Annotated in this window: 20 protein-coding genes and 1 pseudogene; 18 read left to right on the forward strand and 3 right to left on the reverse strand. The window is 70.8% G+C overall.

Annotated features, from left to right (window positions below):
- The first annotated feature begins 177 nt into the window (after window positions 1–177).
- A complete protein-coding gene (locus AC5P1B_RS26585) occupies window positions 178–1,923 on the forward strand; it encodes a DedA family protein (protein WP_493890258.1) in 1,746 nt (581 codons plus the stop codon).
- Between the two features lie 348 nt (window positions 1,924–2,271).
- Window positions 2,272–4,035: a threonine/serine exporter family protein gene (locus AC5P1B_RS26590; protein ID WP_493890259.1), complete on the forward strand. Its 1,764-nt coding sequence runs from the start codon at window positions 2,272–2,274 to the stop codon at window positions 4,033–4,035.
- Window positions 4,036–4,386: 351 nt separating this feature from the next.
- Here AC5P1B_RS26590 and AC5P1B_RS26595 read toward each other — a convergent pair whose 3' ends face one another.
- On the reverse strand, window positions 4,387–4,884 hold the full coding sequence (locus tag AC5P1B_RS26595) for an inorganic diphosphatase (protein WP_493890359.1): 498 nt from the start codon (window positions 4,882–4,884) through the stop codon (window positions 4,387–4,389).
- A gap of 86 nt (window positions 4,885–4,970) precedes the next feature.
- Here AC5P1B_RS26595 and dacB point away from each other — a divergent pair, with 86 nt between their 5' ends.
- The 6 genes from dacB to folE all read left to right on the forward strand — a co-directional run bounded on the left by dacB (window position 4,971) and on the right by folE (window position 13,220).
- On the forward strand, window positions 4,971–6,578 hold the full coding sequence (dacB, locus tag AC5P1B_RS26600; RefSeq protein WP_493890261.1) for a D-alanyl-D-alanine carboxypeptidase/D-alanyl-D-alanine endopeptidase: 1,608 nt from the start codon (window positions 4,971–4,973) through the stop codon (window positions 6,576–6,578).
- Window positions 6,579–6,702: 124 nt separating this feature from the next.
- Window positions 6,703–7,842, forward strand: coding sequence for a zinc-dependent metalloprotease (locus AC5P1B_RS26605; RefSeq protein ID WP_493890262.1), 1,140 nt, complete (start codon window positions 6,703–6,705; stop codon window positions 7,840–7,842).
- 180 nt (window positions 7,843–8,022) lie between these two features.
- Complete coding sequence (tilS, locus tag AC5P1B_RS26610; protein WP_493890263.1) at window positions 8,023–9,477, forward strand: tRNA lysidine(34) synthetase TilS; 1,455 nt, start codon at window positions 8,023–8,025, stop codon at window positions 9,475–9,477.
- Window positions 9,478–9,536: 59 nt separating this feature from the next.
- A complete protein-coding gene (hpt, locus tag AC5P1B_RS26615; protein ID WP_493890361.1) occupies window positions 9,537–10,076 on the forward strand; it encodes a hypoxanthine phosphoribosyltransferase in 540 nt (179 codons plus the stop codon).
- Between the two features lie 235 nt (window positions 10,077–10,311).
- A complete protein-coding gene (gene ftsH, locus AC5P1B_RS26620; RefSeq protein ID WP_493890265.1) occupies window positions 10,312–12,366 on the forward strand; it encodes an ATP-dependent zinc metalloprotease FtsH in 2,055 nt (684 codons plus the stop codon).
- A gap of 248 nt (window positions 12,367–12,614) precedes the next feature.
- Window positions 12,615–13,220 (forward strand): GTP cyclohydrolase I FolE, encoded by a 606-nt coding sequence (gene folE / locus AC5P1B_RS26625; protein ID WP_493890267.1) that lies wholly within the window; start codon window positions 12,615–12,617, stop codon window positions 13,218–13,220.
- A gap of 200 nt (window positions 13,221–13,420) precedes the next feature.
- Here folE and AC5P1B_RS26630 read toward each other — a convergent pair whose 3' ends face one another.
- Entirely contained in the window at window positions 13,421–14,554 is a 1,134-nt protein-coding gene (locus AC5P1B_RS26630; RefSeq protein ID WP_493890269.1) for an alpha/beta hydrolase, read from the reverse strand.
- A gap of 145 nt (window positions 14,555–14,699) precedes the next feature.
- Here AC5P1B_RS26630 and AC5P1B_RS26635 point away from each other — a divergent pair, with 145 nt between their 5' ends.
- The 6 genes from AC5P1B_RS26635 to AC5P1B_RS26660 all read left to right on the forward strand — a co-directional run bounded on the left by AC5P1B_RS26635 (window position 14,700) and on the right by AC5P1B_RS26660 (window position 20,415).
- Window positions 14,700–16,736: a phosphatidylglycerol lysyltransferase domain-containing protein gene (locus AC5P1B_RS26635; protein WP_493890271.1), complete on the forward strand. Its 2,037-nt coding sequence runs from the start codon at window positions 14,700–14,702 to the stop codon at window positions 16,734–16,736.
- Window positions 16,737–16,856: 120 nt separating this feature from the next.
- Window positions 16,857–17,852, forward strand: coding sequence for a dihydropteroate synthase (gene folP / locus AC5P1B_RS26640; RefSeq protein ID WP_493890272.1), 996 nt, complete (start codon window positions 16,857–16,859; stop codon window positions 17,850–17,852).
- A complete protein-coding gene (locus AC5P1B_RS26645) occupies window positions 17,849–18,346 on the forward strand; it encodes a nuclear transport factor 2 family protein (protein ID WP_493890273.1) in 498 nt (165 codons plus the stop codon). Before folP ends, AC5P1B_RS26645 begins: the two co-directional genes overlap by 4 nt.
- A 339-nt stretch (window positions 18,347–18,685) precedes the next feature.
- Complete coding sequence (gene folB / locus AC5P1B_RS26650) at window positions 18,686–19,045, forward strand: dihydroneopterin aldolase (RefSeq protein WP_493890274.1); 360 nt, start codon at window positions 18,686–18,688, stop codon at window positions 19,043–19,045.
- Window positions 19,042–19,635, forward strand: a complete 594-nt coding sequence (folK, locus tag AC5P1B_RS26655; protein WP_493890275.1) for a 2-amino-4-hydroxy-6-hydroxymethyldihydropteridine diphosphokinase — start codon at window positions 19,042–19,044, stop codon at window positions 19,633–19,635. Before folB ends, folK begins: the two co-directional genes overlap by 4 nt.
- Before the next feature lie 291 nt (window positions 19,636–19,926).
- Window positions 19,927–20,415, forward strand: a complete 489-nt coding sequence (locus tag AC5P1B_RS26660) for a DUF3180 domain-containing protein (RefSeq protein ID WP_493890362.1) — start codon at window positions 19,927–19,929, stop codon at window positions 20,413–20,415.
- Window positions 20,416–20,569: 154 nt separating this feature from the next.
- Here the strand turns inward: AC5P1B_RS26660 and AC5P1B_RS26665 are convergent, their stop codons facing one another.
- On the reverse strand, window positions 20,570–21,739 hold the full coding sequence (locus tag AC5P1B_RS26665) for an ABC transporter ATP-binding protein (protein ID WP_493890276.1): 1,170 nt from the start codon (window positions 21,737–21,739) through the stop codon (window positions 20,570–20,572).
- A 127-nt stretch (window positions 21,740–21,866) separates the two neighbouring features.
- Here AC5P1B_RS26665 and AC5P1B_RS26670 point away from each other — a divergent pair, with 127 nt between their 5' ends.
- The 4 genes and pseudogenes from AC5P1B_RS26670 (at window position 21,867) to AC5P1B_RS26685 (ending at window position 26,261) form a co-directional block, all read left to right on the forward strand.
- A complete protein-coding gene (locus tag AC5P1B_RS26670; protein WP_493890277.1) occupies window positions 21,867–22,598 on the forward strand; it encodes an ABC transporter permease in 732 nt (243 codons plus the stop codon).
- A 96-nt stretch (window positions 22,599–22,694) separates the two neighbouring features.
- Window positions 22,695–23,168: pseudogene (locus AC5P1B_RS26675) on the forward strand (ABC transporter permease); the annotation flags it as partial.
- Window positions 23,169–23,318: 150 nt separating this feature from the next.
- The gene (locus AC5P1B_RS26680; RefSeq protein ID WP_493890364.1) at window positions 23,319–24,287 is read left to right on the forward strand and encodes an ABC transporter substrate-binding protein; all 969 of its coding nucleotides are present in this window, start codon (window positions 23,319–23,321) and stop codon (window positions 24,285–24,287) included.
- A gap of 63 nt (window positions 24,288–24,350) precedes the next feature.
- The gene (locus AC5P1B_RS26685) at window positions 24,351–26,261 is read left to right on the forward strand and encodes a hypothetical protein (protein WP_493890278.1); all 1,911 of its coding nucleotides are present in this window, start codon (window positions 24,351–24,353) and stop codon (window positions 26,259–26,261) included.
- Window positions 26,262–26,320 lie beyond the last annotated feature (59 nt).

Here is a 26,320-nt window from a genome sequence, read left to right on the forward strand (position 1 = left end):
CGGGACGACCCAGTGTGCGCGAGGACGCACGGCGGGCTGCGGCGGTGGGGCAGACTGGAACCGGGTGCACGCATTCGGCGTTGATAGTTTGGGGGCCGCACACGCACCCAGTCCGCCCCTCGCCGCGGCCGGGCCTCGCACGAGCCTGCACCCCCTGATCCAGGAGCCCTGTCACCCGTGACCAACCTCGCGCTCGGCCCCACATGGCTGGACCCGGACTATTTGATCGACCAGTTCGGCATCTATGGCGTCATCGCCATCGTCTTCGCCGAATCCGGCCTGCTCATCGGATTCTTCCTGCCGGGTGACTCGCTGCTGTTCACCACGGGTCTCCTGGTCACGACGGACAAGATCGATCAGCCCCTGTGGCTGGTGTGCGCCCTGACCGTGTTCGCGGCTATCGCCGGTGACCAGGTCGGATACCTCTTCGGCCGCAAGGTCGGACCAGCCCTCTTCCGACGGCCCGACTCCAGACTCTTCAAACAGGAGAACGTCGAAAAGGCGCACGAGTTCTTCGAGAAGTACGGGCCGAAGTCGCTGGTGCTGGCGCGCTTCGTGCCCGTCGTGCGGACGTTCACGCCGATCATCGCGGGCGTGAGCCGGATGAACTACCGGTCGTTCATCACCTTCAACATCATCGGCGGCGTCCTGTGGGGCGCGGGTGTGACCGTGCTCGGCGCGTCGCTCGGCAATGTCGACTTCGTCCACAAGAACATCGAGGCGATGCTCATCGGCATCGTGCTGCTCTCGGTGCTTCCGATCGTCATTGAGTTCCTGCGCGCGCGGAACAAGTCCAAGAAGGCGGCCGTCGCGACTGGCGGTGCCACCGCGCTGTCGGCGCTTCCGGCGGGGGCCGGACAGGGCGGCGCGTACGACGGTGACGACGCGGACAGCGGCGACGGCGACGCGCACGGCGGCGGCAACGGATACGGCGGCAACGCGTACGGCGGTGGCCAGGGTGGGCTTTTCGGCGGCGCGGATGGTGCGGGTGGTGCGGCTGGTCCGTACGGTGACGGCTCGCAGCGACCGCGTGGCCCGGAGGCTCCGTACGCCGGCCAGCGACCGCCCTACGGCGGCCAGCAACCCGGCGGTCAGCAGGGCCAGCAGGGTCCGTACGGCGGTTCGGGTGCCCCCTACGGCGCCGACTCGCAGACGCAGCACGGCTACCAGCCCCAGCAGGGTCAGCAGCCCCAGCGGCCGCAGCAGGGTCAGCAGCCTCAGCAGGGCCAGCGGCGGCAGCAGCCTCAGCAGGGCTTCTCGGGACAGCAGCACCCCCAGTCGCAGCGCCCCCAACAGCAGCATCCTGGTCAGCACGGTCACCCCGGTTACCCCAGTCAGCCGGGGCAGACGAACCAGCCCCAGGACCAGCAGCCCCCCCAGCCCCAGCGGCCTCAGCAAGGTCACCAGGGGCAGCCGGGGCACCCGTCGCCGTACGGTGCCCAGCAGGGTCAGCAGCCCCAGCAGGGTCAGCAGCCCCAGAGGCCGCACCAGGACCAGCAGCCCCAAGAGACGCAGCCGATGCAGCAGCTGCCGCACATGCAGCAGACGCAGCCGATGCGATCCACTCGGCAGCAGCCACAGCCACAGCCACAGCCACAGCCGCAGCAGCAGCCGTTCCAGGGATCGCAGCCCACTCAAGCGCCCCACAGGGCGCCCCAGCCTCATGCGGCGCCCCAGCCCCACCAGCCCCAGCAGTCCCAGTCGCCGTACGGGCCCGGCGGCCGGTCCCCGTACGAGCCCGGTCCGGGTTACGGCGCCCAGGCGGCGCCCGGGGGCCAGCCGGGCGACGGCTCGCCGGCGCCCTATGACGCTGACGCGCCGCACGATCCCGCAGTGACCCAGACGCCGCAGGCGGGCGACGGTTCCCCGGGGCATGAGCCGCCGCAGCCTCCTGGTCCGCGCGGGCGCCACGCCAGGCGCTGATCCGGTACGGCGTGCCGCCGGTGCCGTCGCTGTAGCGGCTACCGGCTGTGCCGCAGTCGGGTGCCGTCCCCATCCACGTCCCTCTTCCCCCTTCCCCTTCCCGCTCCCGTTCCCGTCGCCGGTTTCGTGTCACCGCCGCTTGTCGACACCCTCAGGATCTTGATCCGGAGCAGCCCATCGCTGCTGCGGATCTGGGTATAAGCCACTCCGTTACCACCCGTCGCTTCGCTCCCGCACGCCACGCCCTCTGCGAGGGATGTGGCTGGCGGTGCAGACTGGGCGGTACAGCCAGCGATCAGGCATCGTGGCTGGGGAGGTACATGGAGGTCGGGCGAGGAGAGAAGGCACGTGGCGGCACACGCGCAGGGCAGGCACGGCACGACGGCCGACGCGGAGGCGGACGACCGTAAGCCGCAGTCGGACGAGGCACACAGTGCCTTCACCCCGCCTCTGGGCGTACCGCTGTCGTCCACGGCCGAGGAAGAGCACCCGACGTCGGAGTTCGCGATACCGGAAGGGCTGCCGCCCGAGGCCGGGGACGCGCCGACGGAGGTGGAGGGCTCCGCGTTCGTCACGCCCGGCTCGACCACCACGACGGGAGGCTCTAGTTCCAGCGGTCCCAGCGGCCCCATCGGGAGCACGGTCAGCGGACTGGGCATGCGCGCCCCGGCGTTCACGCCGCCGCACGGAATACCCGTCATCCGGCTCACGAAGGAAACGCCCTGGCAGGACCGTATGCGCACGATGCTGCGCATGCCGGTCGGTGAACGCCCGGCGCCCGAGCGCGCGGGCAAGCAGGACGAGACGGGGCCGGCGGTCCCGCGCGTCCTCGACATCACCTTGCGTATCGGCGAGATCCTGCTCGCGGGCGGTGAGGGCGCTGAGGATGTCGAGGCGGCGATGTTCGGTGTCGCGCACGCCTACGGGCTTGAGCGCTGCGAGCCGACCGTCACCTTCACCCTGCTGTCGATCTCGTATCAGCCCTCGCTCGTCGACGACCCCGTGACGGCCAGCCGTACCGTGCGGCGCCGTGCTGTGGACTACACCCGCCTCTCCGCGGTCTTCCGGCTGGTCGACGACATCACCTCGCAGGACGACTTCACGCTGGAGGAGGCGTACCGGCGGCTCGCCGAGATCCGCCGTAACCGGCACCCGTACCCCGGCTGGGCGCTGACCGTCGCCTCCGGCGCGCTCGCGGGCGCGGCGAGCCTCCTGGTCGGCGGCGGCTGGCTGGTGTTCGTGACGGCCGCCGTGGGCGCGATGCTCGGCGACCGGCTGGCGTGGCTGGCATCCGGGCGCGGGCTGCCGGAGTTCTACCAGTTCGTGGCCGCCGCGATGCCGCCTGCCGCGATGGGCGTGGCCCTCAGCCTCGCGCACGCCAACGTGCAGGGGTCCGCGGTGATCACCGGTGGGCTGTTCGCGCTGATCCCGGGGCGGGCGCTGGTCGCGGGCGTCCAGGACGGGCTGACCGGTTACTACATCACCGCGGCGGCCCGGCTCCTTGAGGTCATGTACCTCATTGTCGGCATCGTCATCGGCGTACTGACCGTGCTGTACGTGGGACTGCGCCTCGGCGCGGACTTCAACCCAGAGGCCGCGCTGCGGGCGGACGAACGGCCGGTCGTGCAGCTGTTCGCCGCGATGCTGCTGGCGCTCGCCTTCTGTGTGCTGCTCCAGCAGGAACGTTCCACTGTGCTGTTCGCCACCCTCAACGGCGGCGTCGCCTGGCTGGTCTACGGCTCCATGCACGACGTCGCGGGCATCCCAGCGGTCGCCTCCACCACCGCGGCGGCGGGCCTCGTCGGCCTCTTCGGGCAGCTGCTCTCCCGTTACCGCTACGCGTCGGCGCTGCCGTACGTCACCGCGGCGATCGGCCCGCTGCTGCCAGGTAGCGCCACGTACTTCGGTCTGCTCTCGCTCGCCCAGAAGAACCTGGACGCCGGGATCGCCTCCCTGACCAGGGCGGCCTCGCTGGCCCTCGCCATCGCGATCGGCGTGAACCTCGGAAACGAGATCGCCCGGCTGTTCCTCAGGGCGCCGGCCGGCGCCGCGGAAGCGGGCTCGGCTGCGGGACCGCTGCGCCGTGCGGCGAAGCGGACCCGAGGCTTCTAGCCGATGGTCGGCGGCCCGCACGGCCCGCACGGCCCGCACGGCCCGCACGGCCCGCACGGCCCGCACGGCCCGCACGGCCTGCCGCCAGGCGCCGCGTACGCGAAAGCAGCGACCCTCGCGCGTACGCCGGGACGCCCGGGCCCTCGTCCGTACGCCCGCACGCCGCTCGCACGCCGGACGTGCGCACGCATGCCGATGGGCGGGGCGCTCTCCGGGAGCGCCCCGCCCATTCCTCAGCTCTGGCGTTGATCAGCCGTGCGCTGAGCCGTACGCGGAGTCACGCTCAGGCGTGCTCAGCGTGCTGAGGTTCCTGCTCGGACGGCTGCCCACCACGTGGGTGGCGTCGTTGTCTCAGTGGTGGGAGCCGCCCGCCGCCTCCAGGCGCTTGACGGACGCCTCGACCTCGGCCTCGGCCTCGGTGCGGCCCACCCAGTTGGCGCCCTCGACGGACTTGCCGGGCTCCAGGTCCTTGTACACCTCGAAGAAGTGCTGGATCTCCAGGCGGTCGAACTCGGACACGTGGTGAATGTCCCGCAGGTGCTCCACGCGCGGGTCGGACGCGGGGACGCACAGCAGCTTGTCGTCGCCGCCCGCCTCGTCCGTCATGCGGAACATGCCAATCGCCCGGCACTTGATCAGGCAGCCGGGGAAGGTCGGCTCGTCGAGAATGACGAGCGCGTCCAGCGGGTCACCATCCTCGCCGAGGGTGTTCTCCACGAAGCCGTAATCGGCCGGGTAGCTGGTCGAAGTGAAGAGTCGACGGTCGAGGCGGATGCGACCGGTCTCGTGGTCCACCTCGTACTTGTTCCGCGAACCCTTCGGGATCTCGATGGTGACGTCGAACTCCACGGGTGGCTCCTCCATGATCAGCACATACTTCGGGTGATTAAGTGTCCCCCACGCAGGTGTGTGGTTGCGAAAGGGGCTGGTCTGAGATGCCTGACGAGGCCAGATGGCAGTTCAGCTGGTGGCTCGACAGGTGGCGCCGCGCCACGCGAGCGCAACGCCAGACGTGGCAGCTCGCGGCGGGTTCCGCCGTGGTGGGCCTCGCAGTCGCGGCCGGCTCTGTGGTGGCTGCCGGGCCATGGGACTCGGGTCAGCGTACGGCGGAGCGGCAGCGGGCAGCCGCCGGAGCGGACACAGGTGGCGAGCATCACGGTCCTGAGCCAGGTCCCGCGCCGAGCGCCGCCCCCGTACTCGCTCCGCTCGGCGCCCCCACCCAGTCGCCCACCCCGGACACCGGGGAAGCCTCCGTTCCGCTGCCCACCGGGCCAGGGCTCGCCGACGCGCTCGCCCCGCTGCTGAAGGACCCGGCCCTGGGGCCGCTGCGGGCCGGTTCCGTCGTCGACGCCGCCACCGGAAAGCAGCTGTACGGAGAGCAGGCCGACACCGGGGCCGTGCCCGCCTCCACCATCAAGCTCGCCACAGGGGTCGCCGCGCTGTCCGCCCTGGGGCCCGGCCACCGCATCACCACGAAGGTCACCGCCGCCCCTGGTGACGACGGCCGGATCGTGCTGGTCGGCGGCGGCGACCCGACGCTGACCGCCCGCGCCGCGCGCGGTGCGGATGGCGAGCAGCCCGCCAGCCTGCGGAAACTGGCCGCCCGTACCGCCCGTGCGCTGGCCGCCCGTGACGTGCGCAAGGTCAAGCTCGACTACGACGCCTCGCTCTACTCCGGACCCGCCACCCATCCGATCGGTCCCAACGAGAACATCTCCCCGGTCAGCGCCCTCATGGCCGACGAGGGCCGCCTCGACAAGAGCGAGCGCGGCCCCGCCGACCGCTCCGCCGATCCCGCCGCCGACGCCGCGAGGATCTTCGCTGACCTGCTCCGCGACCGGGGCGTCGAGGTGGACGGTGGCCCGCGCGACGTCACAGGGAAGAGCAGGAAGGACAGCGAGGACAGCAAAGACGGGAAGGGCAGCGACGGCAAGGGAGACAAGGGGGACAAGGGGGACGGCAAGGGGGACGGTAAGGGTGCGAAGGCGCTCGCTTCCGTCCGCTCCCAGCCGCTTTCCGCGCTCGTCGAGCGGATGCTCACCAACAGCGACAACGACATCGCCGAGGCCCTCGCCCGGCAGACCGCCGTCGCCACCGGCGAGCCCGCCAGCTTCGACGGCGCGTCCAAGGCCGTGACCGCCCGGCTGAAGAAGCTCGGCCTGCCGGTCTCAGGGGCGGCCTTCGCCGACGGCAGTGGTCTCGACCGGGCGGACAAGGTGTCGGCCTCGCTGCTCGCGCAGGTTCTCGTACGGGCCTCCGATCCTGGCCAGCCCGCGCTGCGCCCGGTGCTCACCGGCCTCCCGGTGGCCGGGTTCACCGGGACCCTGCGCGACCGGTACGCGCAGGACGCGGTGGGCCGTGGCGTCGTACGGGCCAAGACCGGCACCCTCGGCGGTGTGAACACCCTCGCGGGCACGGTCGTGGACGCGGACGGCAGGCTGCTGGCCTTCGCTTTCGTCACGAACGGCACCACCGACGCGTCCGGCGCGCAGCGCGCTCTGGACCAGCTGGCCTCAGCGGTGGCCAACTGCGGCTGCCGCTGAGAGCGGCCGCCAGGGCGGCGGGCTCCCGGCGGGCGGGCCGGGCGCTCGGCCGCCGCGGACCACCAGCCGAACTGAATCAAGGTTCGCCGCCCCATTGCCGGAGTGGCCCACGTACCGTGAAGCCATGACGAGCATCGGTGGTGTCGAGATGGTCGACTGGAATCTCGCGGTAGCGACCGCGACCCGGCTGGTGCGGCCGGGTCCCGAGGTGAGCCAGGACGAGGCGCGGGCGGTCGTGCGGGAGCTGCGGCGGCATGCGAAGTCGTCGGAGGAGCATGTGCGGGCGTTCACCCGCATGATGCCCGCCGGTGGGGAGTACGCGGACACCCCGGTCCTTGTCGTGGACCGGGCCGGCTGGGTCCAGGCGAACGTCGCCGGGTTCCGCCAGGTACTCAAGCCCCTGCTGGACAAGATGCAGGACCGCCGGTCGTCAGGGCCGGGCGGCGCGATGCTCGGCGCGGTGGGCGGCAAGGTGACCGGCGTGGAGCTGGGCATGCTGCTCTCGTTCCTCGCCTCGCGCGTCCTCGGCCAGTACGAGACGTTCGCCCCGGCCAGCCGTGACCTTCCGGCGGGCAGCGCGGGCGGCCGGCTGCTGCTGGTCGCGCCGAACATCGTGCATGTCGAGCGGGAGCTCGATGTGGCGCCGCACGACTTCCGGCTCTGGGTGTGCCTGCACGAGGAGACGCACCGGACCCAGTTCACGGCGGTGCCATGGCTGCGTGACCACCTTGAGGCGGAGATCCAGGCGTTCCTCGGTGAGACCGAGGTGGACCCGGCGACGCTGCTGGAGCGGCTGCGCGAGGCCGCCCAGTCGCTGACCGGCAACCGGCCGGAGCACCCCGACGGCGGCCCGGTCGAGCGCGGCGGGCGCAGCATCGTCGAGCTGGTGCAGACGCCCGCACAGCGCGAGATCCTGGGCCGTCTCACCGCCGTGATGTCGCTGCTTGAGGGGCACGCCGACTACGTGATGGACGGGGTAGGCCCAGATGTGGTGCCCTCGGTCGCCGAGATCAGGGAGAAGTTCCAAAAGCGCCGGGCCAGTGGCGCGGGACGGCTCGACCAGGCGCTGCGCAAGCTGCTCGGCCTCGACGCCAAGCTGCGGCAGTACCGCGACGGTGAGCGCTTCGTGCGGGCCGTGGTGAACGAGGTCGGCATGGACGGTTTCAACCGGGTGTGGACGTCGCCGAACACGCTGCCGACCAAGGCGGAGATCCACAAACCGGCGGACTGGGTCGCGAGGGTGCACCGTAAGGCAGAGTCGTGAACGACGCACGCCGGGAGCCGGGTGAACGCCCTCGTAATCACTCGTCTGAGGGACCCTGAGTCACGGGTAGGCGTGCGATGCTCGGGTAACAGCTCGGCTCTGTCACCATCTACGTACACAGCGTGACTGGGGCTTGCATGGCTCCCGAGGCACCCCCCGATTGAAAGATGGGAAACGGACATGGGTCCCCATCCAGCGGTCGCCGCGATACGCCTGGCGGTTCGCCGCGTACTCCAGGACGTCATCGCCGACATCGACACTCCCCCCACCCCCCGCGCGTACGGCCGCGTATCCGCCGTCGAGTCCCGTGCCCGCCGCACCACGGGCATCGACGGCCGCTGCCACGATCCCCTCGCCGACCGTTCCCCCGACCGGTCAGGCGCCCGCCCCGCCGCGTCCGCCGGTACGCGAACCGCCGAGCGGCCCGACCCCAGGCCGCTGGTGCTCGTCGCGTGCTCCGGCGGCGCCGACTCCATGGCGCTCGCCTCCGCCCTTGCCTTCGAGGCCCCCAAGCTTGGCGTGCGTGCCGGCGGTGTCACCATCGACCACGGCCTGCAGCCAGGCTCTGACCTGCGTGCGGCTGAGGTCGTGGACCGGCTCCGCGCGCTCCGGCTCGACCCCGTCGACTCCCTCACCGTGGCCGTAGGCCGTGCGGGCGGCCCCGAGGCCGCCGCCCGCGACGCCAGGTACGCGGCTCTCGACCACCTCGCCGAGCGGCATGGCGCTACGGCGATCCTCCTCGGCCACACTCGCGACGACCAAGCCGAGACGGTTCTGCTCGGCCTCGCCAGGGGCTCGGGGACCCGCTCGCTGTCCGGCATGGCGAAGGTCTCCGGCGCCGATGGCCGCTACCGCCGCCCGTTCCTCCAGCTCGACCGGCAGACCGCGCGCAAGGCATGCCTGGCGCAGGCGCTACCGGTCTGGGACGACCCGCACAATGTCGACCCGGCGTACACCCGCTCCCGGGTGCGGCACGAGGCGCTGCCCGTGCTGGAGAAAGCTCTCGGCAAGGGCGTCGTCGAGGCCCTCGCCCGTACGGCGCAGCTCTCCCGCGACGATGCCGACGCGCTGGACGCGTGGGCGGCCGAGGCCGAGGTGGCCGCGCGCCGCGTCCGCACGGGCCCGCCGGCCCGGTCCGTCGCGGGCATCAGGCCGGGCGGCGCCCCGCTCGGCGCCCCGGCTGCCGCCCCTGTGACCACCCCCACCCCCGCCGCCGCTCCTTCCCCCGCCGCCGCTCCTTCCCCCGCTGCCGCTCCTTCCGGCGCCTCCCCTCTTGGTTCCCCCCTCACCTCCCCTCCCGGTTTCGCTGACTCCCTCGCCGTCGCCGAGCCCTCGGGTTCCGCTGATCCAGGCATTTCAGGCGGTACGGGCGGTTCCGCCGGAGCCGCCGACTTTCCCGACGCCATCGACTCCCTCGACACCGCCGTACTGCGCCAGCTGCCGCCGGCCGTCCGCCGCCGGGTGCTCCGCCGGGTGGCCATCGCCGCGGGTTCCCCCGCCGGTTCGCTCTTCGCCCGGCACATCGAAGAGGTGGACCGGCTGATCACCGGCTGGCATGGACAACGGGCGATCAACCTGCCCGGCCGCATCGAGGTCCAGCGGCAGGGTGGCAGACTGGTGATTCGGCAGGGCTGATTCGCCCGCGCCTGGCGAGCCTGAAACAAACGAGAGTGGCACGGGTGGACGACAAGGACATGGGCACCGACCTCCAGTCGGTGCTCATCACCAAAGAAGAGATCGACGCGAAGCTGGCCGAGCTGGCCGCGAAGATCGACGCGGAGTACCAGGGCAGGGATCTGCTCGTCGTCGGCGTCCTCAAGGGCGCCGTGATGGTCATGGCCGACCTGGCGCGGGCCCTGTCCACCCCCGTCACGATGGACTGGATGGCGGTGTCCTCGTACGGCGCCGGCACGCAGTCCTCCGGCGTGGTCCGCATCCTCAAGGACCTCGACACCGACATCGCGGGCCGTGACGTGCTGATCGTCGAGGACATCATCGACTCGGGGCTGACGCTGTCCTGGCTGCTGTCGAACCTCGGTTCGCGCGGGCCGGCCTCGCTGAACGTCGTCACGCTGCTCCGCAAGCCGGAGGCGGCCAAGGTCGATATCGATGTGAAGTGGATCGGCTTCGACATCCCCAACGAGTTCGTCGTGGGCTACGGCCTCGACTACGCGGAGAAGTACCGGAACCTGCCTTTTGTGGGCACGCTCGCACCGCACGTCTACGGCGGTTGACGGGCCGGGCGACGGACGGGGACCCCAGCGGGAACCGGTTGCCGTTTCCTGCCGTTGAAGCAGGGGAAGGCCATTTTGTTAACTGCCCGTGGCGGCGTTGGGTGACAATGCTGGGGTACCGTCCGAAGGTCAGTCTTTTTAGGCCGAGTAAAACACCGTACGCACAAGCAGCTCTCGTGAGAGGTTGCCGTGCCTCACTGTGGCAGGAGGGACGGGGCGTTTCCGCCCCGTATGGATGGACGTGAAGCGCTACTTCCGTGGGCCGGTCATGTGGATCGTGCTGGCCGTCCTCGCCGTGGTCGTGTTGATGCAGGTCGTCGGTTCGTCCGGTGGCTACAAGTCGGTGGACACCAGCGAGGTCGTCAATGCGATCGACAAGAACCAGGTCAAATCCGCAGAGCTGACGACCGGTGATGATCACAAGATCAAGGTCCAGCTGAAGGACGACGTCGACAAGGTCTCGGGCAGCAGGAAGCTCCAGGCCAACTACATCGGTGACCAGGGCGTCGATGTGGCCAAGATCCTGCAGGCCAACGCCGAGAAGGAAGGCGGCATCCCTGACGGGTACACCGTCTCCCAGTCGAAGCAGAATCCGTTCGTCGGCATTCTGCTCTCGCTGCTGCCCTTCGTACTCATCGTGGTCGTCTTCCTGTTCCTGATGAACCAGATGCAGGGCGGCGGCTCCCGGGTCATGAACTTCGGGAAGTCCAAGGCCAAGCTGATCACCAAGGACACCCCGAAGACGACGTTCTCGGACGTGGCGGGGTCGGACGAGGCGGTCGAGGAGCTCCACGAGATCAAGGAGTTCCTCCAGGAGCCCGCCAAGTTCCAGGCTGTCGGCGCCAAGATTCCCAAGGGTGTGCTGCTCTACGGCCCGCCCGGCACCGGTAAGACCCTGCTGGCGCGCGCCGTCGCCGGTGAGGCCGGTGTGCCGTTCTACTCGATCTCCGGTTCCGACTTCGTCGAGATGTTCGTCGGTGTCGGTGCCTCCCGGGTGCGTGACCTGTTCGAGCAGGCCAAGGCGAACGCTCCGGCGATCGTCTTCGTCGACGAGATCGACGCGGTCGGCCGGCACCGTGGTGCCGGCATGGGCGGCGGTCACGACGAGCGCGAGCAGACACTCAACCAGCTGCTGGTCGAGATGGACGGCTTCGACGTCAAGGGCGGCGTCATCCTGATCGCCGCGACCAACCGTCCCGACATCCTCGACCCCGCTCTGCTGCGTCCCGGTCGCTTCGACCGGCAGATCGCCGTGGACCGGCCCGACATGCAGGGCCGCCTGGAGATCCTCAAGGTCCACCAGAAGGGCAAGCCGGTCGCTCCGGACGTCGACCTCCGGGCCGTCGCCCGCCGCACCCCCGGCTTCACCGGTGCCGACCTGTCGAACGTGCTCAACGAGGCGGCGCTGCTCACCGCCCGTAGCGACAAGAAGGTCCTCGACAACCACGCACTGGACGAGGCCATCGACCGCGTCGTGGCCGGCCCGCAGAAGCGGACCCGGATCATGAGCGAGAAGGAGAAGAAGACCACCGCGTACCACGAGGGCGGACACGCCCTGGTCGCGGCGGCGTCTCCGAACAGCGACCCGGTGCACAAGGTGACCATCCTGTCCCGTGGCCGTGCGCTCGGATACACGATGGTGCTGCCGGAGGACGACAAGTACTCCACCTCGCGCAACGAGATGCTCGACCAGCTCGCCTACATGATGGGCGGGCGCGCGGCGGAGGAGCTGGTCTTCCACGACCCGACGACCGGCGCGTCGGACGACATCGAGAAGGCGACCCGCACGGCCCGCGCGATGGTCACGCAGTACGGCATGACCGAGCGGCTCGGCGCGATCAAGTTCGGCTCGGAGAACTCCGAGCCCTTCCTCGGCCGCGACATGTCGCATCAGCGTGACTACTCGGAAGAGGTCGCCGCGCTGGTCGACGAGGAAGTCAAGAAGCTGATCGAGACGGCGCACAACGAGGCCTGGGAGATCCTGGTCGAGAACCGGGATGTGCTCGACAACCTCGTGCTCGCGCTGCTGGAGAAGGAGACCCTCAACAAGGAGGAGCTCGCGGAGATCTTCTCCACCCTCGTGAAACGTCCGCTGCGTCCGGCGTGGACCGGTTCCTCGCGCCGTACGCCGTCGACCAGGCCGCCGGTGCTCTCCCCGCGGGAGCTGGCCCCGGCCAACGGTGCGGCGTCGGCGTCCGCCCTCGCGAAGGCGGGCACCCCCGAGGACGGCGTGGAGCTCCCCGAGCCCCCGCAGACCCCTCCTGCCGGGGCAAGCCCGGCCGAAGGCTGACGTGACGGACGGCTGACCACGGCGCCCGCCGCTGGTCAGCCCCGTCGCCCGCCCTCCGTCCCGCACCGGGGGCGCTCACCGGCCCCGGAATGAATGCCGCGTCCCCCAGGTTTTAGCCTGGGGGACGCGGCATTCCGGCATTCGCGTGGCCGGTCCCTATCCGTACGATCCGTAAACCGTACGGTCCGTACGGTCCGTACTCAGCAGGACCCGCACGGCCAGCACGTACGAGGAACGAGGCAACCCCCATGACCGACCCGGTCACTCTGGACGGCGAGAGCTCCATCGGAGAGTTCGACGAGAAGCGCGCCGAGAACGCGGTGCGCGAGCTGCTCATCGCTGTCGGTGAGGACCCGGACCGGGAGGGGCTGCGCGCGACGCCCGGCCGGGTGGCGCGGGCGTACCGGGAGATATTCGCCGGGCTGTGGCAGGAGCCTGAGGACGTCCTGACCACGACGTTCGACCTCGGGCACGACGAAATGGTGCTGGTGAAGGATATCGAGGTGTTCAGCACCTGCGAGCACCACCTGGTGCCGTTCCGCGGCGTGGCGCATGTCGGGTACATCCCGTCATGCGACGGGAAGATCACCGGCCTGTCGAAGCTCGCGCGCCTCGTGGACGTCTTCGCCCGCCGCCCGCAGGTGCAGGAGCGGCTGACGACGCAGGTCGCCGACTCGCTGATGAAGATACTTGAGCCGCGCGGTGTGATCGTCGTCATCGAGTGCGAGCACATGTGCATGTCCATGCGCGGTATCCGCAAGCCCGGCGCGAAGACCATCACCTCCGCGGTGCGCGGCCAGCTCCGCGACCCGGCCACCCGCTCCGAGGCGATGAGCCTGATCATCGCCCGGTAGGCCCGGTAGGCCCGGTAGGCCCGGTAGGCCCGGTAGGCCCGGTAGGCCCGGTAGGCCCGGCTGTACCGGGGCGCCGCTCCGTAAGCCTTCGTCCCCGGACGCAGGGCGGGCCGATCAGCACGCCCGCCCGGCGCCCGGGGACCTGCCGCACAGGCCCCTGCCGCACAGGGGCCTGGAGGCGCAGCCGTTCCGCGGCCCGGTTACGGAGTGGTCACCCGCTCGCCGAGCCATTCCAGCGTTCCCGAGACCTCACGGCGCCACGTGTTGAAGTTGTGGCCGCCGCTTTCCAGCAGCATGGACGAGATACGGGTCGGCTCGCCCGCCTGGTTCAGCAGCTTCACCTTGTTGATGAACTTCATGGTGTCCTTGTAGTTGTGCTCGCCCTCCTTGCTGCTGGTGACCAGCAGCGACACCGGCGGGGCGGGCTTGTGGTCCAGTCGCCACAGCAGGTTGTTCTCACGCTCAAGCTGCTTGCTGCCGCCGAACAGATCACCCGTGGTCCGGTCGATCGGAGCCTTGTACGAGGGGGAGAGCCCGGCCGCGGCCGAGAACGCCTCGGGGTGCCGCATGGCCATCTTCAGGGCGCAGTAACCGCCGGTCGAGTTGCCGACGACGCCCCAGTGCTTGGCTCCACGGCCGACCCGGTAGTGCGCGGAGACCGAGCGCGGCAGGTCCTTGGTGAAGAACGTCTCGGTCTGCGGGCCGCGCGGGACGTCCACGCACTCCGTGTCGCGCGGCGGGGCGACCGTGGGGCGCAGCATCACCAGGATCATCGGCTGCATCTTGTCTTCTTTGACCAGCTTGTGCGCGGTCTGCGGGTACTTCAGCCCGTTGATCAGGGCCTCGGCGGTCCCGGGATAGCCGGTCAGCACGACGACCGCGGGGAACTTCCGCTTGGCGTACTTGGCCTGGAAGTACTCCGGTGGCAAATAGACGTAGGCGGGGCTCGCGATCCGGGACGTCGGGCCCTGGATGTTCACCTTGTCGATGCGCCCCCCGACGCTCGGCTTGTCTCCGCCGGGGACGTGGACCTTACGGCTGCCGATGACCTTCACGCGCTTGTGCGCGGGCGTGTCGTGGTCCACGACCACGCCGGGCGTCGACTCCGTGCCGAACAGGTCCGCCCAGGACCCGTAGAAACCGAACGTCTGGTTGGAGAAGAGGGCGATGGCCATGAACACCGAAACCTGCGTCGCCAGCAGTACTCCGACCCGGCCGAGTACGGCGGGCCAGCTGCGCTTCGACAGCCGCGGCCACAGCCAAACGGTCGCGGCGAAGAACAGCACGGCCGCGATCACGGCGAGCGTCACGACCTTGTTGCTGGTGAGACCCATGGAGAACTTTCTGACGAGCGACCGGTCACCCGTGCCGCGATCGGGAACCCCGCACGCCCAATCACCGTCCTAGAGGGCGCGAATTTGACCGAAAGCTGTGACCAGCGGGCAGCAGATCCTCTTGACAGGGGCGGCGGGAAAGTACATGTCTGCAAGGCAAGACGGTGAGAAGTCCGAAGTGGTTGCCACGAGGCTGCGACGTGTGGCGCGCGGCCCCCGACCTGAGACCATTCCCTCCGTGATTGGCACGGCCTGCGCGCTGATCGGCCTTCTGGACATCGCCGCGGGCGTGTTCCCGCGCTTTCGCCACAGCTGGGTGCACTCCCTGGCCGAGATCCTGCCCGGTGCCGTGAACTCCCTGGCCGCGGCCGCCTCCATCGTGGTCGGCGTGCTGCTCCTCATGCTCGCCCACGGCCTGAAGCGGCGCAAACGGCGCGTCTGGCTCGCCGCGGTCGCGCTGCTGCCGGTCGGTGCCGCCGCCCAGCTGATCTACCGGCACTCCCTCGGCGGCGCGATCCTCTCGCTCGTACTGCTGGCGCTGCTGGTGCGCTACAGGGGTGAGTTCGCGGCGCTGCCCGACCCCCGTACCCGCTGGAAGGCGCTCGCGAACTTCGTCCTGCTGGGCGGCGCGAGTTTCGGCCTCGGGCTGGTCATCGTCGGCTCGCACCCGGGGAAGGTCGTCGGCGACCCCTCGGTCAGGGAGCGGTTCGAGCATGTGCTGTGGGGGCTGTTCGGCTTCGAGGGCCCGGTGGACTACACGAACGGCGTGGACTACACCGTCGGCTACTCACTGGGCGCGCTCGGCCTGCTGACCGCCGTCACCACCGCGTACCTGGCCTTCCGCCCCGAGCAGCCGGCCGCCCGGCTGACCGCCGACGACGAGGAGCGGTTGCGGGCGCTGCTGGCTGTGCACGGCGGCCGCGACTCGCTCGGTCACTTCGCGCTGCGGCGCGACAAAGCGGTGATCTTCTCGCCGAGCGGCAAGTCAGCGGTCTGTTACCGGGTGATCTCGGGCGTCATGCTCGCCAGCGGTGACCCGGTCGGCGATGTGGAGGCGTGGCCGGGCGCCATCGAGTGCTTCATGGCCGAGGCCAAGGCGCACTCGTGGACCCCGGCGGTGATGGGGTGCAGCGAGACCGGCGGCGAGGTATGGACCCGCGAGACCGGTCTGGACGCGCTGGAGCTGGGCGACGAGGCGATCGTGGACGTCGAGGACTTCACGCTGACCGGGCGGGCCATGCGCAACGTGCGGCAGATGGTCAAGCGCATCGAGCGGAACGGCTACGAGACCCGGGTGCGCCGGGCGTCGGAGCTGGACGCCACCGAGCTGGAGCAGATCCAGCGGGCCGCCGCCGACTGGCGCGGCACCGACACCGAGCGCGGGTTCTCCATGGCGCTCGGCCGGATCGGCGACCCGGCGGACGGGGACGCGGTGATCGCGACCGCGCACCGGGCGGACGACGCGGATGCCGAGGGCGGGGCGCCCAGCCCGTACGGCGACCTGAAGGCTGTACTCCACTTCGTGCCGTGGGGTGCCGACGGCATGTCGCTGGAACTGATGCGCCGCGACCGGGCCGCCGACCCGGGGATGAACGAGCTGCTGATCGTCGCCTCGCTGCAGGCCGCCCCGGAGCTGGGTGTGAAGCGCGTGTCGCTGAACTTCGCCATGTTCCGCTCCGCTCTCGCGCGTGGTGAGCGGCTGGGTGCGGGGCCGGTGCTGCGCGGCTGGTGCGGGCTGCTGATCTTCCTGTCCCGCTGGTTCCAGATCGAGTCGCTCTACAAGTTCAACGCGAAGTTCCGGCCGCGCTGGGAGCCGCGCTTCGTGGTGTTCCGCAACAACCGCGACCTGCCGCGTATCGGCATCGCGGCGATGCAGGCGGAAGGTTTCGTCTCGCTGGCCCTGCCCCGGCTGCCGTGGCGCCGCCGGTCGGCGGCCCCGGGCTGGGAGGGCGCCACGGAGGGACAGCCGGGGCCACAGCGGCCCGACGCGTCCCGTGAGACCGCGGGAGCCGGCACGTCGCGTGCGGCGGACGGCGCTGCCGGGGCCGGTGGCGCTGCCGGGGCCGGTGCGGCCGGGCGGGCCCGGAACGTCGCGGTCCCGGGCGCGCGGGGAGCGCTCGGCACCTCGGACGAGGCCGGTGTCCCCGTGGCCGCCGGTGTCCCCGGTGGCTCGGCCCGGTAGGGAACGGCAGGCGTCACGGGCCGTCCGGCCGTCGCCGGAGGCGTGTCGCCGCCGGTCGTACGGTCGCGGCCGGCCGACTGGGTGAGCCGTGCGCGAGGACGGTCGGCCTAGGCTGGAGGCATGAGTACGTTGCGTGATCGCGGTGGACGAGCCGGCATCGGCGGTCCCACCGGTCTTCCGGTGTGGGACCGGTGCGCGGTGATGGGTGTGGTGAACGTCACGCCCGACTCCTTCTCCGACGGCGGCCAGTGGTTCGACACCGAGCTGGCCGTCAAGCACGGCCTCGACCTCGTGGCCGCCGGTGCGGACCTGGTGGACGTGGGCGGCGAGTCGACCCGGCCGGGCGCCGCGCGCGTCGATGAGGCAGAGGAACTGCGGCGGGTCGTGCCCGTCGTCAGGGAGCTGGCCGGTGCCGGGGTCGTCGTCAGCGTGGACACCATGCGCGCCTCGGTCGCGGAGCGGGCGGTCGAGGCCGGAGCGGTGCTGGTCAACGACGTCAGCGGTGGTGGCGCCGACCCCGCGATGGTGCCGGTGGTGGCCACCGCCGGGGTGCCGTTCGTGGTGATGCACTGGCGCGGGCAGTCCATCGACATGAATAACCGGGCCGTTTACGGGGACGTGGTCGGCGAGGTCGTCGCTGAGCTCCGGAGCAGCCTGGAGCGCGCGGTCGCCGGGGGCATCGAGCCGGACCGGATCGTCATCGACCCGGGGCTGGGCTTCGCGAAGAACGCGGACCATGACCTCGCGCTGATCGCGAATCTGGGCAGGCTGGGGGAGCTGGGGCGGCCACTGCTGGTGGCGGCGTCCCGTAAGCGGTTCCTTGGCCGGGTACTGGCGGGAGGCGAGGGCAGCCCACCGCCCGCGCGGGAGCGGGACGCGGCGACGGCGGCGGTCTCGGCGCTGGCGGCCCGGGAGGGCGCGTGGGCGGTACGGGTACATGAGGTACGGGCTAGTGCCGACGCGGTACGGGTCGCACGGGCGATTGAGGGTGCGGCCGAGGCCGCGGAGGCGGTGGCTGGGGCGAGCGTGACGGACGAGTCAGGCGGGGCGGACCAGACGTGCAAGGCGGACGTGGCAGGTGGGGCAGGCGTGGCCAACGCAGAGGGAGTGGCGTGACTTCCCGTACGGACAGTGAGCTGGTGGAACTGGCGAACACCGCCCTCTACGAGGCGATGGAGCGCGGCGACCCGGCGGCACTCGGCGCACTGTGGTTGGACGGCGATGTCAGCTGCGTGCATCCCGGGTGGCCGGTGCTGCGCGGGCGTAGCGAGGTGCTGCGCTCGTACGCGTTGATCATGGCCAACACCGAGTACATCCAGTTCTTCCTCACCGACGTCGAGGTGTCCGTCCTGGGCGATACCGCGCTGGTGACCTGCACGGAGAACATCCTCAGCGGCGGACCGGCCGAGGAGGAGGGCGCGCTGGGCCCGCTGGTGGGCCAGCTCGTCGTGGCGACGAACGTGTTCCGGCGCGGCCCGGACGGCTGGAAGGTGTGGTCGCACCACGGGTCGCCGGTGCTCGCCGAGCGCGACGACGAGGACGGCATCGGGGACGGCGTTGACGACGGGATCGGCGGGTCTCCGGGCGGGCTGGGCGGCGACGGGCAGTGAGCCGGGCGGCCGCCTGCGGACCGACCGGCCCGGCTTGGGGCTCTTGGTGGGTGGCGGTAGCGCGTTGACCGAAAGGGGCGTCAGCGGCGAGCGTGACTGATCACTCGTTCGAGCTGTCCGGCAGGAGGGTAAGCAGTGGGTCGCGGGGCCTTGGGTGAAGCGTGGCGGTAACCATTTAGCAGCCGGACGCAATGCTGTCCATAGCCCCCGCGGGCGGGTGCCGTCGGTGCTCGCAGGTAGATTCGATAAGGGGAACCTCTGCTGAGAGGCAGGGGAGGGCGACGCGTCGGTGGGAGCCGGTGCTTGCTCGTACACCGACGACCAGCTGGAGTGATTCGTGTGGATCGTGTCGCGCTGCGCGGCCTGAGGGCCCGTGGGCACCACGGCGTGTTCCCGAAGGAGCGCGAGGAGGGTCAGACCTTCGTCGTGGACCTGGAGCTGAGCCTGGACACCCGGCCTGCCGCCGCCGACGACGATCTCGCGAAGACCGTGCACTACGGGGTGGTGGCGGAAGAGGTCGTGGCCGTGGTGCGGGGCGAGCCGGTCGACCTGATCGAGACGCTCGCCGAGCGCATCGCGGAGCAGTGCCTGAAGCACGAGGCGGTGCGTGAGGTGGAGGTCGTTGTGCACAAACCGGACGCCCCGATCACCGTTCCCTTTGACGACGTGACCATTACCATCACGCGGAGCCGAGTATGAGCAGCAGCGACCCGACCGTGCAGCCCGTTCCCGCCTCCGTGGTGGAACAGGTGGATGCCGCGGACGTGACCCTCAGCAACCCCAAACGGGCGGTGATCTCGCTCGGCAGCAATCTGGGCAATCGCCTGGACACTCTGCAAGGCGCGATCGACGCGCTTGAGGACACCCCCGGACTGCGGGTCAAGGCCGTGTCGCCGGTGTACGAGACGGAGCCGTGGGGCGTGGAGGCGGGCTCGCAGCCCACGTACTTCAACGCCGTGGTGCTGGTGAAGACGACGCTGCCGCCGTCGTCGCTGCTTGACCGTGGTCAGGCCATCGAAGAGGCGTTTGAGCGGGTACGGGACGAGCGCTGGGGGCCGCGCACCATCGACGTGGACATCCTCGCGTACCAGGACGTCGTCTCGGACGACCCTGAGCTGACCTTGCCGCACCCGCGCGCGCACGAGCGTGGTTTCGTGCTGGTGCCGTGGCGTGACGTCGACCCGGAGGCAGTTGTTCCGGGCCGGGGCCCGGTCGTTGAGCTGCTTGCCGAGGTCGGCAGCGACGGCGTGGTGCCGCGCGTCGACCTGGAACTTCGGCTGCCGGAGTAGACGTTGAGGTGGTGCCGCGACCGTGGTGGTGGCCACGGTGTGGCGACCTCGGGGGCCGTGGCCGGTGCCACCGCGGCGGCAGCCGTGGCGGGGCGGCGGGCGCGGCGGCGGTAACTTGAGGGTGCTCTGGCACTCCCGGACCCGCCGACCGGCTCCGGGAGCTGGGCCGGGGCGGCTTGTGAGCGACCCGGGAACGGCTTGGGGCCGGACTCGGGCTTTTGGTTGATGCTGGTGGGCCGGACGCGCTCGCTGAGCCATGTGAGACGTATGACGATGAGGGGCGACCACTCGGTGAAGCAACTTCGGATCGGGGTTCTGGTCGGGCTGTTCGCTGTGGCCGGGATTCTGTCGTGGGCGGGTGCCCGGCTGTGGAACACGGTCGGCACGCTGCCGAGCGTGCCGGTCGCCGCCCCCATCGTGCTGGCGCTGATCGCCGTGGTGCTGGGGGCGACGGCACTGTCGCTGCGCTCAAGGCTGACCGCGCAGCGCGAACGCCGCCCGGGCGCGAAGGGCGTGGACCCGCTCGTGGCGGCCAGAGCGGTGGTCTTCGGGCAGGCGAGCGCCCTGGTGGCGGCGCTGGTGTCGGGCATGTACGGCGGCGTGGGCCTTTTCCTCCTCCTCGAAGAGCTCGATGTGCCCGCGCGCCAGGACCAGGCGGTCTACGCCGGTGCGTCCGTGCTCGCCGGTGCGGCGGTCGTGGCCGTCGCCTTCTTCCTGGAGCGCGTCCTGAAGCTCCCGGACGACGAGGACGACGACGAGCCGGGCGCGGCCCGCGCGTAACCCTCCGGGCGGCCGGTCCCCCACTGCGCCGCGCGGGGCCCGGCGGCGTGCCCCGTCAGGGGCGCGGAGAACTGCGCGACCAGCCACGACGTACCCCGCAGTTCGCGACGCACGGACGGGGGCTCCCCCAGCGCGACCGCCGGACACGGCCTCACTAGACGTCGGCGATCGTCTGAAGTTCCACCGCCTCGCGAGGAATGGCGTTCGCGTCGGCGTCGATCGAGCGGCGCAGGGCCTCGTGCAGCCGGGCCGGGGTCAGGACGCCGAGGAAGCGGTCGCCGTCGAGGACCGCGATCCAGCCGGCGTCGTTCTGCAGCATGGTGCTGAACGCCTGCTTGAGGGACGAGCCGACCGGAAGCCATGCCTCCATGCGGCGGGCGTGCTGTTTGACCGTGCCCGTCAGGCCGCCGTCCCCGGGTGTGGTGGCGTCGGCGACGATCCAGCCGTGCAGGTTGTCGTCGGTGTCCAGGACGACCGCCCAGCGGGCGCCCTCCGCCGTCAGCCGGGCGGCGGCCTCCCGCAGCGGGTCGTCGAGGTGCACGACCGGGGGCTGTTCGAGGTCGCCCGGCTCGATCGGCGTGACGGACAGCCGCTTCAGGCCACGGTCGGCGCCGACGAAGTCGGCCACGTACGGCGTGGCGGGGGCGCCGAGGACCGCTGCCGGAGCGTCGAACTGCTCGATCTTCCCTTCCCCGTACACCGCGATCCGGTCGCCGAGCCGGACCGCCTCCTCGATGTCGTGCGTGACGAAGAGAACGGTCTTGCGGACCTGCGACTGGAGCCGCAGGAACTCGTTCTGGAGATGTTCGCGTACGACGGGGTCCACCGCGCCGAACGGCTCGTCCATCAGCAGCACGGGCGGGTCGGCGGCGAGCGCGCGGGCCACCCCGACGCGCTGCCGCTGGCCGCCGGAGAGCTGGTCGGGGTAGCGGTCGCCGTATACGGAGGGGTCGAGTCCGACAAGGTCGAGGAGTTCGGCGGCGCGTTCGCGCGCCTTGCCGCGCTGCCAGCCCAGCAGATGCGGCACCGTGGCGGTGTTCTCCAGCACGCTCTTGTGCGGGAAGAGGCCGACCTGCTGGATCACGTACCCGATGCGCCGCCGCAGCCGCACCGGGTCGATGCCCGCGATGTCCTCCCCGTCCAGAAGGATCTGGCCGCTGGTCGGCTCGATGAGCCGGTTGACCATCTTCATGGTCGTGGTCTTGCCGCAGCCGGACGGTCCGACGAGCGTGACCAGCTCGCCCTCAGCGACCTCGAAAGACAGGTCGTCCACCGCGGTCGTGCCATCGGCGTAGCGCTTGGTGACGTGCTCGAAACGGATCATGGCTCCCCATTGTGGCCGGACTCCTTGAAGAACATGTTGCCGTCTCGTGGCGGCCGGGCTCGATTGTCAGTGCTCAGAGATAGGGTCGCCAGGCATTGAACGACACGGGCGGGGGAGGTGGGCGGACGTGAGTGCGAAAGGCTGTCTGGCGGCGAACGACTGGATCTGCGGCGAGTATGTCCGCACGCGCAGTCAGGAGTTGACGGACGCGACTGTCCAGCATGTCTGGATCACACTCGTGTCGGTGGCGATCGGGTTGCTGGTGGCCTTCCCGCTGGCCTTGCTCGCCCGCCGGTGGCGGGCGGCGGCGGGCCCGGTGCTCGGCCTGACGACTGTGTTGTACACGGTGCCGTCGCTGGCCATGTTCGCCCTGCTCATGCCGGTCTTCGGGGTGTCGGCCTCGGTGGTGGTGACGGGCCTGGTGCTCTATTCCCTGACCGTGCTCGTGCGCAACATCCTGGCGGGCCTTGAGTCGGTCCCGGCCGAGGCGCGGGAAGCCGCGCGGGGCATGGGATATGGCCCGGCGCGGCTGCTGTTCGGCGTGGAGCTGCCGCTCGCGCTGCCCGCTCTCATGGCCGGTGTGCGCATCGCCACGGTGTCCACCGTGTCGCTCACCACGGTCGGCGCGATCGTCGGCTTCGGCGGCCTTGGCAACCTCATCTACGACGGCATGGACAGCTTCTTCAAGGCGCAGGTGCTGACGGCCTCGGCCATCTGCGTCGTCCTCGCCGTGGTCGCTGACGTGCTGCTGCTCGGCGTGCAGTGGCTGCTGACGCCGTGGACCAGGGGCCGGTCCGGCGGTGACGGCCAGGCGCGGGCGAAGACCCGGCGCGTGGCGCGCGTGGCGAAGGCGGGCTGAGGGGGCATGGACGACATCACCGGAGCCTGGGACTGGCTGACAGCGAGCGCCAACTGGGCGGGCACCAACGGCGTATGGCACCGACTCGGCGAGCACATGTACCTCACCGTGGTGTGCCTTGCCATCTCCTGTGCCATCGCCCTGCCCCTGGCTCTCTATCTGGGCCACATCGGCAAGGGCGGCGCGCTCGCCGTCAACATCTCCAACGCGGGGCGTGCCGTCCCGACGTTCGCCGTGCTCGTGGTGCTGATGCTCACACCGCTCGGCAAGCACGGCGACCTGCCGACGATCATCGCGCTGGTGCTCTTCGCGGTGCCACCGCTGCTGACCAACGCGTACGTCGGCATGCGCGAGGCCGACCGCGATGTGATCGAGGCCGCGCGGGGCATGGGCATGTCGGGCTGGCAGTTGCTCGGCCGGGTGGAGATCCCGCTCGCCTTCCCGTTGATCATGACGGGCGTACGGTCGGCCGCCGTGCAGGTCGTCGCGACGACGACGCTCGCCGCGCTGCCCGGCGGCGGCGGGCTTGGCCGGATCATCACCGCGGGCTTCAACACCTACAACTCGGCGCAGGTCGTCGCGGGTGCCGTGCTCGTCGCCGGGCTCGCGCTGCTGGTGGAAGGCGTGCTGGTGGTGGCCGAGCGGCTGCTGACCCCGGTACCGAGGTCGGTCCTCGTGGCGCGCCGCCGCGCGGAGCGCGCGCACCGCGCGGAGGAGCGGATGGCCCCGGCGACCGCGGTCAAGTTCGCCGCGGGCGGCGCGGCCGCCGTCGTGGCGCTCGCGGGCGTGGTCGTCGGCTACGGCGGCAAGAGCCTGGAGGACTCCAACACGGCCAAGGGCGGCAAGGGCTCGGTCGTCGTCGGAGCCGCGGGCTTCACCGAGTTCAAGATCATGGCCGAGCTGTACGCGCGGATGCTCGGCGACGCCGGTTACAAGGTGTCGATCCAGCCGCTCAAGGCGCGCGAACTGTACGAACCGGCCCTGGAGAAGGGGCAGATCGACGTCGTACCGGAATACGCGGCTACGCTTGCCGAATTTCTCAACGCCAAGCAGAACGGCTCCCAGGCGCCCGAGAAGAATCCAGTCGCCTCGGATGACGCCGACAAGACTGTGGAAGCCCTGAAGAAGCTCGCCGAACCACGCGGTCTCAAGGTCCTTTCCGCGGGCGACGCGGTCGACCAGAACGCCTTCGCGGTGACGAAGGAGTTCGCCGAGAAGAACAACCTCAAGACGCTTTCGGATGTCGGCAAGGCAAACCTGAAGATCAAATTGGCGGCGGGTGACGAGTGCGTCCAGCGCCCGTTCTGCGAACCGGGACTGAAGAAGACGTACGGCATCGACGTCACCGGGGTCGATCCGAAGGGCGTCGGGACCGTCCAGTCCAAGCAGGCCGTCAAGGACGGCTCCGACGACATGCTGCTGACCACGACCACCGACGCCACCCTTGAGGACTTCGGACTCGTCCTGTTGGCAGACGACAAGGGCCTGCAGAATGCCGACAACGTGCTCCCCGTGGTGAACAAGAAGGACGCCGGTCACCGCAAGATCGAGGTGGCTCTCGACAAGCTCACGCGGGTACTGACGACGGAGGACTTGGCCGAGATGAACCGGAAGGTGGACGCGGAGCGGCAGAAGCCCGCAGATGTCGCCAAGGACTATCTGAAGAAGAAGGGATTGCTCAAGAAGTAATCGGCTGGGAAAGATTGCCGGGCGGGCAGCGAAGAACGCCGTGCGCACGGTAAGTTTTAGGCCATGCCACGTGGACGCCACCGCCATTCCCCACCTCTGCACCGGCTGCTCCCACCGCTGTCCGTCGCAGGCGTCTCCACTGCCTGCGCGGTCGCTGCCTGGCTGGTCGGCGAGCCCGTCATCATCCGCTCGCTGGCCACGGCCGCCGCGGTCGCCGCGATCGTCGGCGCGGTGCTACTGCGCCACTGGGACAACGCGGCGGGCAAACGTGTCGCGGACCTGAACAGCGCGCAACTGCGCGAAGAGTGGCGGACCGAGGAACGCGTCGCCGAACTGGAAGCGACGGCCGACGAATCCCGCGCGGTCCGCGCCAAACTCGAAGCCAAGCTGCGGGCGAAGCGCACCGAGTTGGCCCGGCTGCGCAACGAGCACGCCGCGCTGCTCCGCCGCTACGCGACCGCCGAGACGGAGCGCGCCAAGGCGCTGGAACTCCGCCGCCGCCTCGCGCTGGAGGCCGCCCCCGCACGCGGTCGTGGCGCCGAGCCCACCACGCGGGACACCGCGTCGGCGTCGATCCCGGCGGCCCGTACGGCGACTGGCGCCGCGGGCACCGCGCCTTCGTCGGACGCGCCGCGTGGACCGGCGACGGGCGCGGGCCCGGATGTCGTTCCCGGTGTGTCGGCTGCGGCGGACGCGGTGGCTGTGGGACCGATCGCGTACCGCCGAGCGGCCGTCGCGTTGCGCGATCTGTCGCGCAACGCCGCCCAGCAGCGGCAGCAGCAGGAGCAGGAGCAGCAGGGAAAGCAGAAGCAGAAGCAGCAATGGCAGGTGGCCGGCGCTGAGTCCGAGGCGGGAAGGGCGACTGAGGGGCCGGGGGCCGCAGGCCGTCCCGCTCCGGACCGCGTGCCCGCAGACCGCATGTCGGCAGACCGCATGCCCGCAGGCCGTAGGTCGGCGGACCGCGCGTCGGCGGACCGTACGTCGGCAGACCGCGAGTCCGTGGACCACGCGTCCGCAGAGCCGACGCCGGAGTCGGGTCCGGAGGCGGACGAGGAGCCGGGGCCCGAGCTGTTGCCAGCGTTGAGGGCGGGATCGGCGGCAGGTCGTCCGGGTACGGGCGGTGGCGTCTACACCGACGGCGACCGGGAACACACACGAGCCGATGGCTCAGCGGATTCGGCCGCTGCGGCGGAGTCGGCTGTTGCGGTCGCTTCGGCTGCTACCGCTGCTTCGGCTGTCGCGGTCGCTTTGGATGGGCCTGTCGTCGCGGACGGCTCCACCGACTTGGAGGGTGCTGCCGGCTCGGATGGCGTTGCTGGTTCGGGCGTGAAGGCTGGGTCGGTCGAGGCAGTTGGCGCGGACGCCGGAATGAAGCCCGTGGGCACGCCTACGGCGCTGGGGCAGGGCGGCAAGGTGCCGGCCGCCGCCGCGATCATGCCGCAGTCGCCGGAGGGCGGCCCGTACGCCGGGCTTCAGCGGAGGTCCGCCTCCCGGGCCGCTGGTGGTTTCGACTTCTTCGGTACCCAGCAAGGCACACCCGCCGCGCAGGGTTCCGCCACCGCTCAGGAGCCCAGCCCGGCGCTGGAGGAAGACCTCGCTGACGTCGTGGGCGCGGAGGCCCTCGCCGATCACGCGGCCCGTCGCGCGGCGCAGGGGACCGGCCTGGCGATCGATTTGGCCGACTCCGACGCTGCCGCCGGCGCCCGTACGGGAACCGTCACCGATGCCCGTATCGAGACCGATGGCCGGACCGGCGCCGACGACCGTATCGGCGCTGGAGGCGATGTCGGGGACGGTGTCCGTACTGACGGCGTAGGCGCAGAGGCAGTCGGGGCGGACCGCGCGGCGGTGAGCGCGGGCACGGACGGCGCCCACGCGAAGGCCCCGGCTGATTCCGACGAGGTCATCGACCTCACGGCGCACGACGAGACCGAAGTGATTGACGTGGCGGAGCTGCGCGGGGCCGTCTCGTAGGCAGGCAGGCAGGCAGGCAGGCAGGACTGGACTGGCTTGCGCGCGTGGCTTCTGCTGGG

This window comes from Streptomyces sp. A01 (assembly GCF_059026195.1).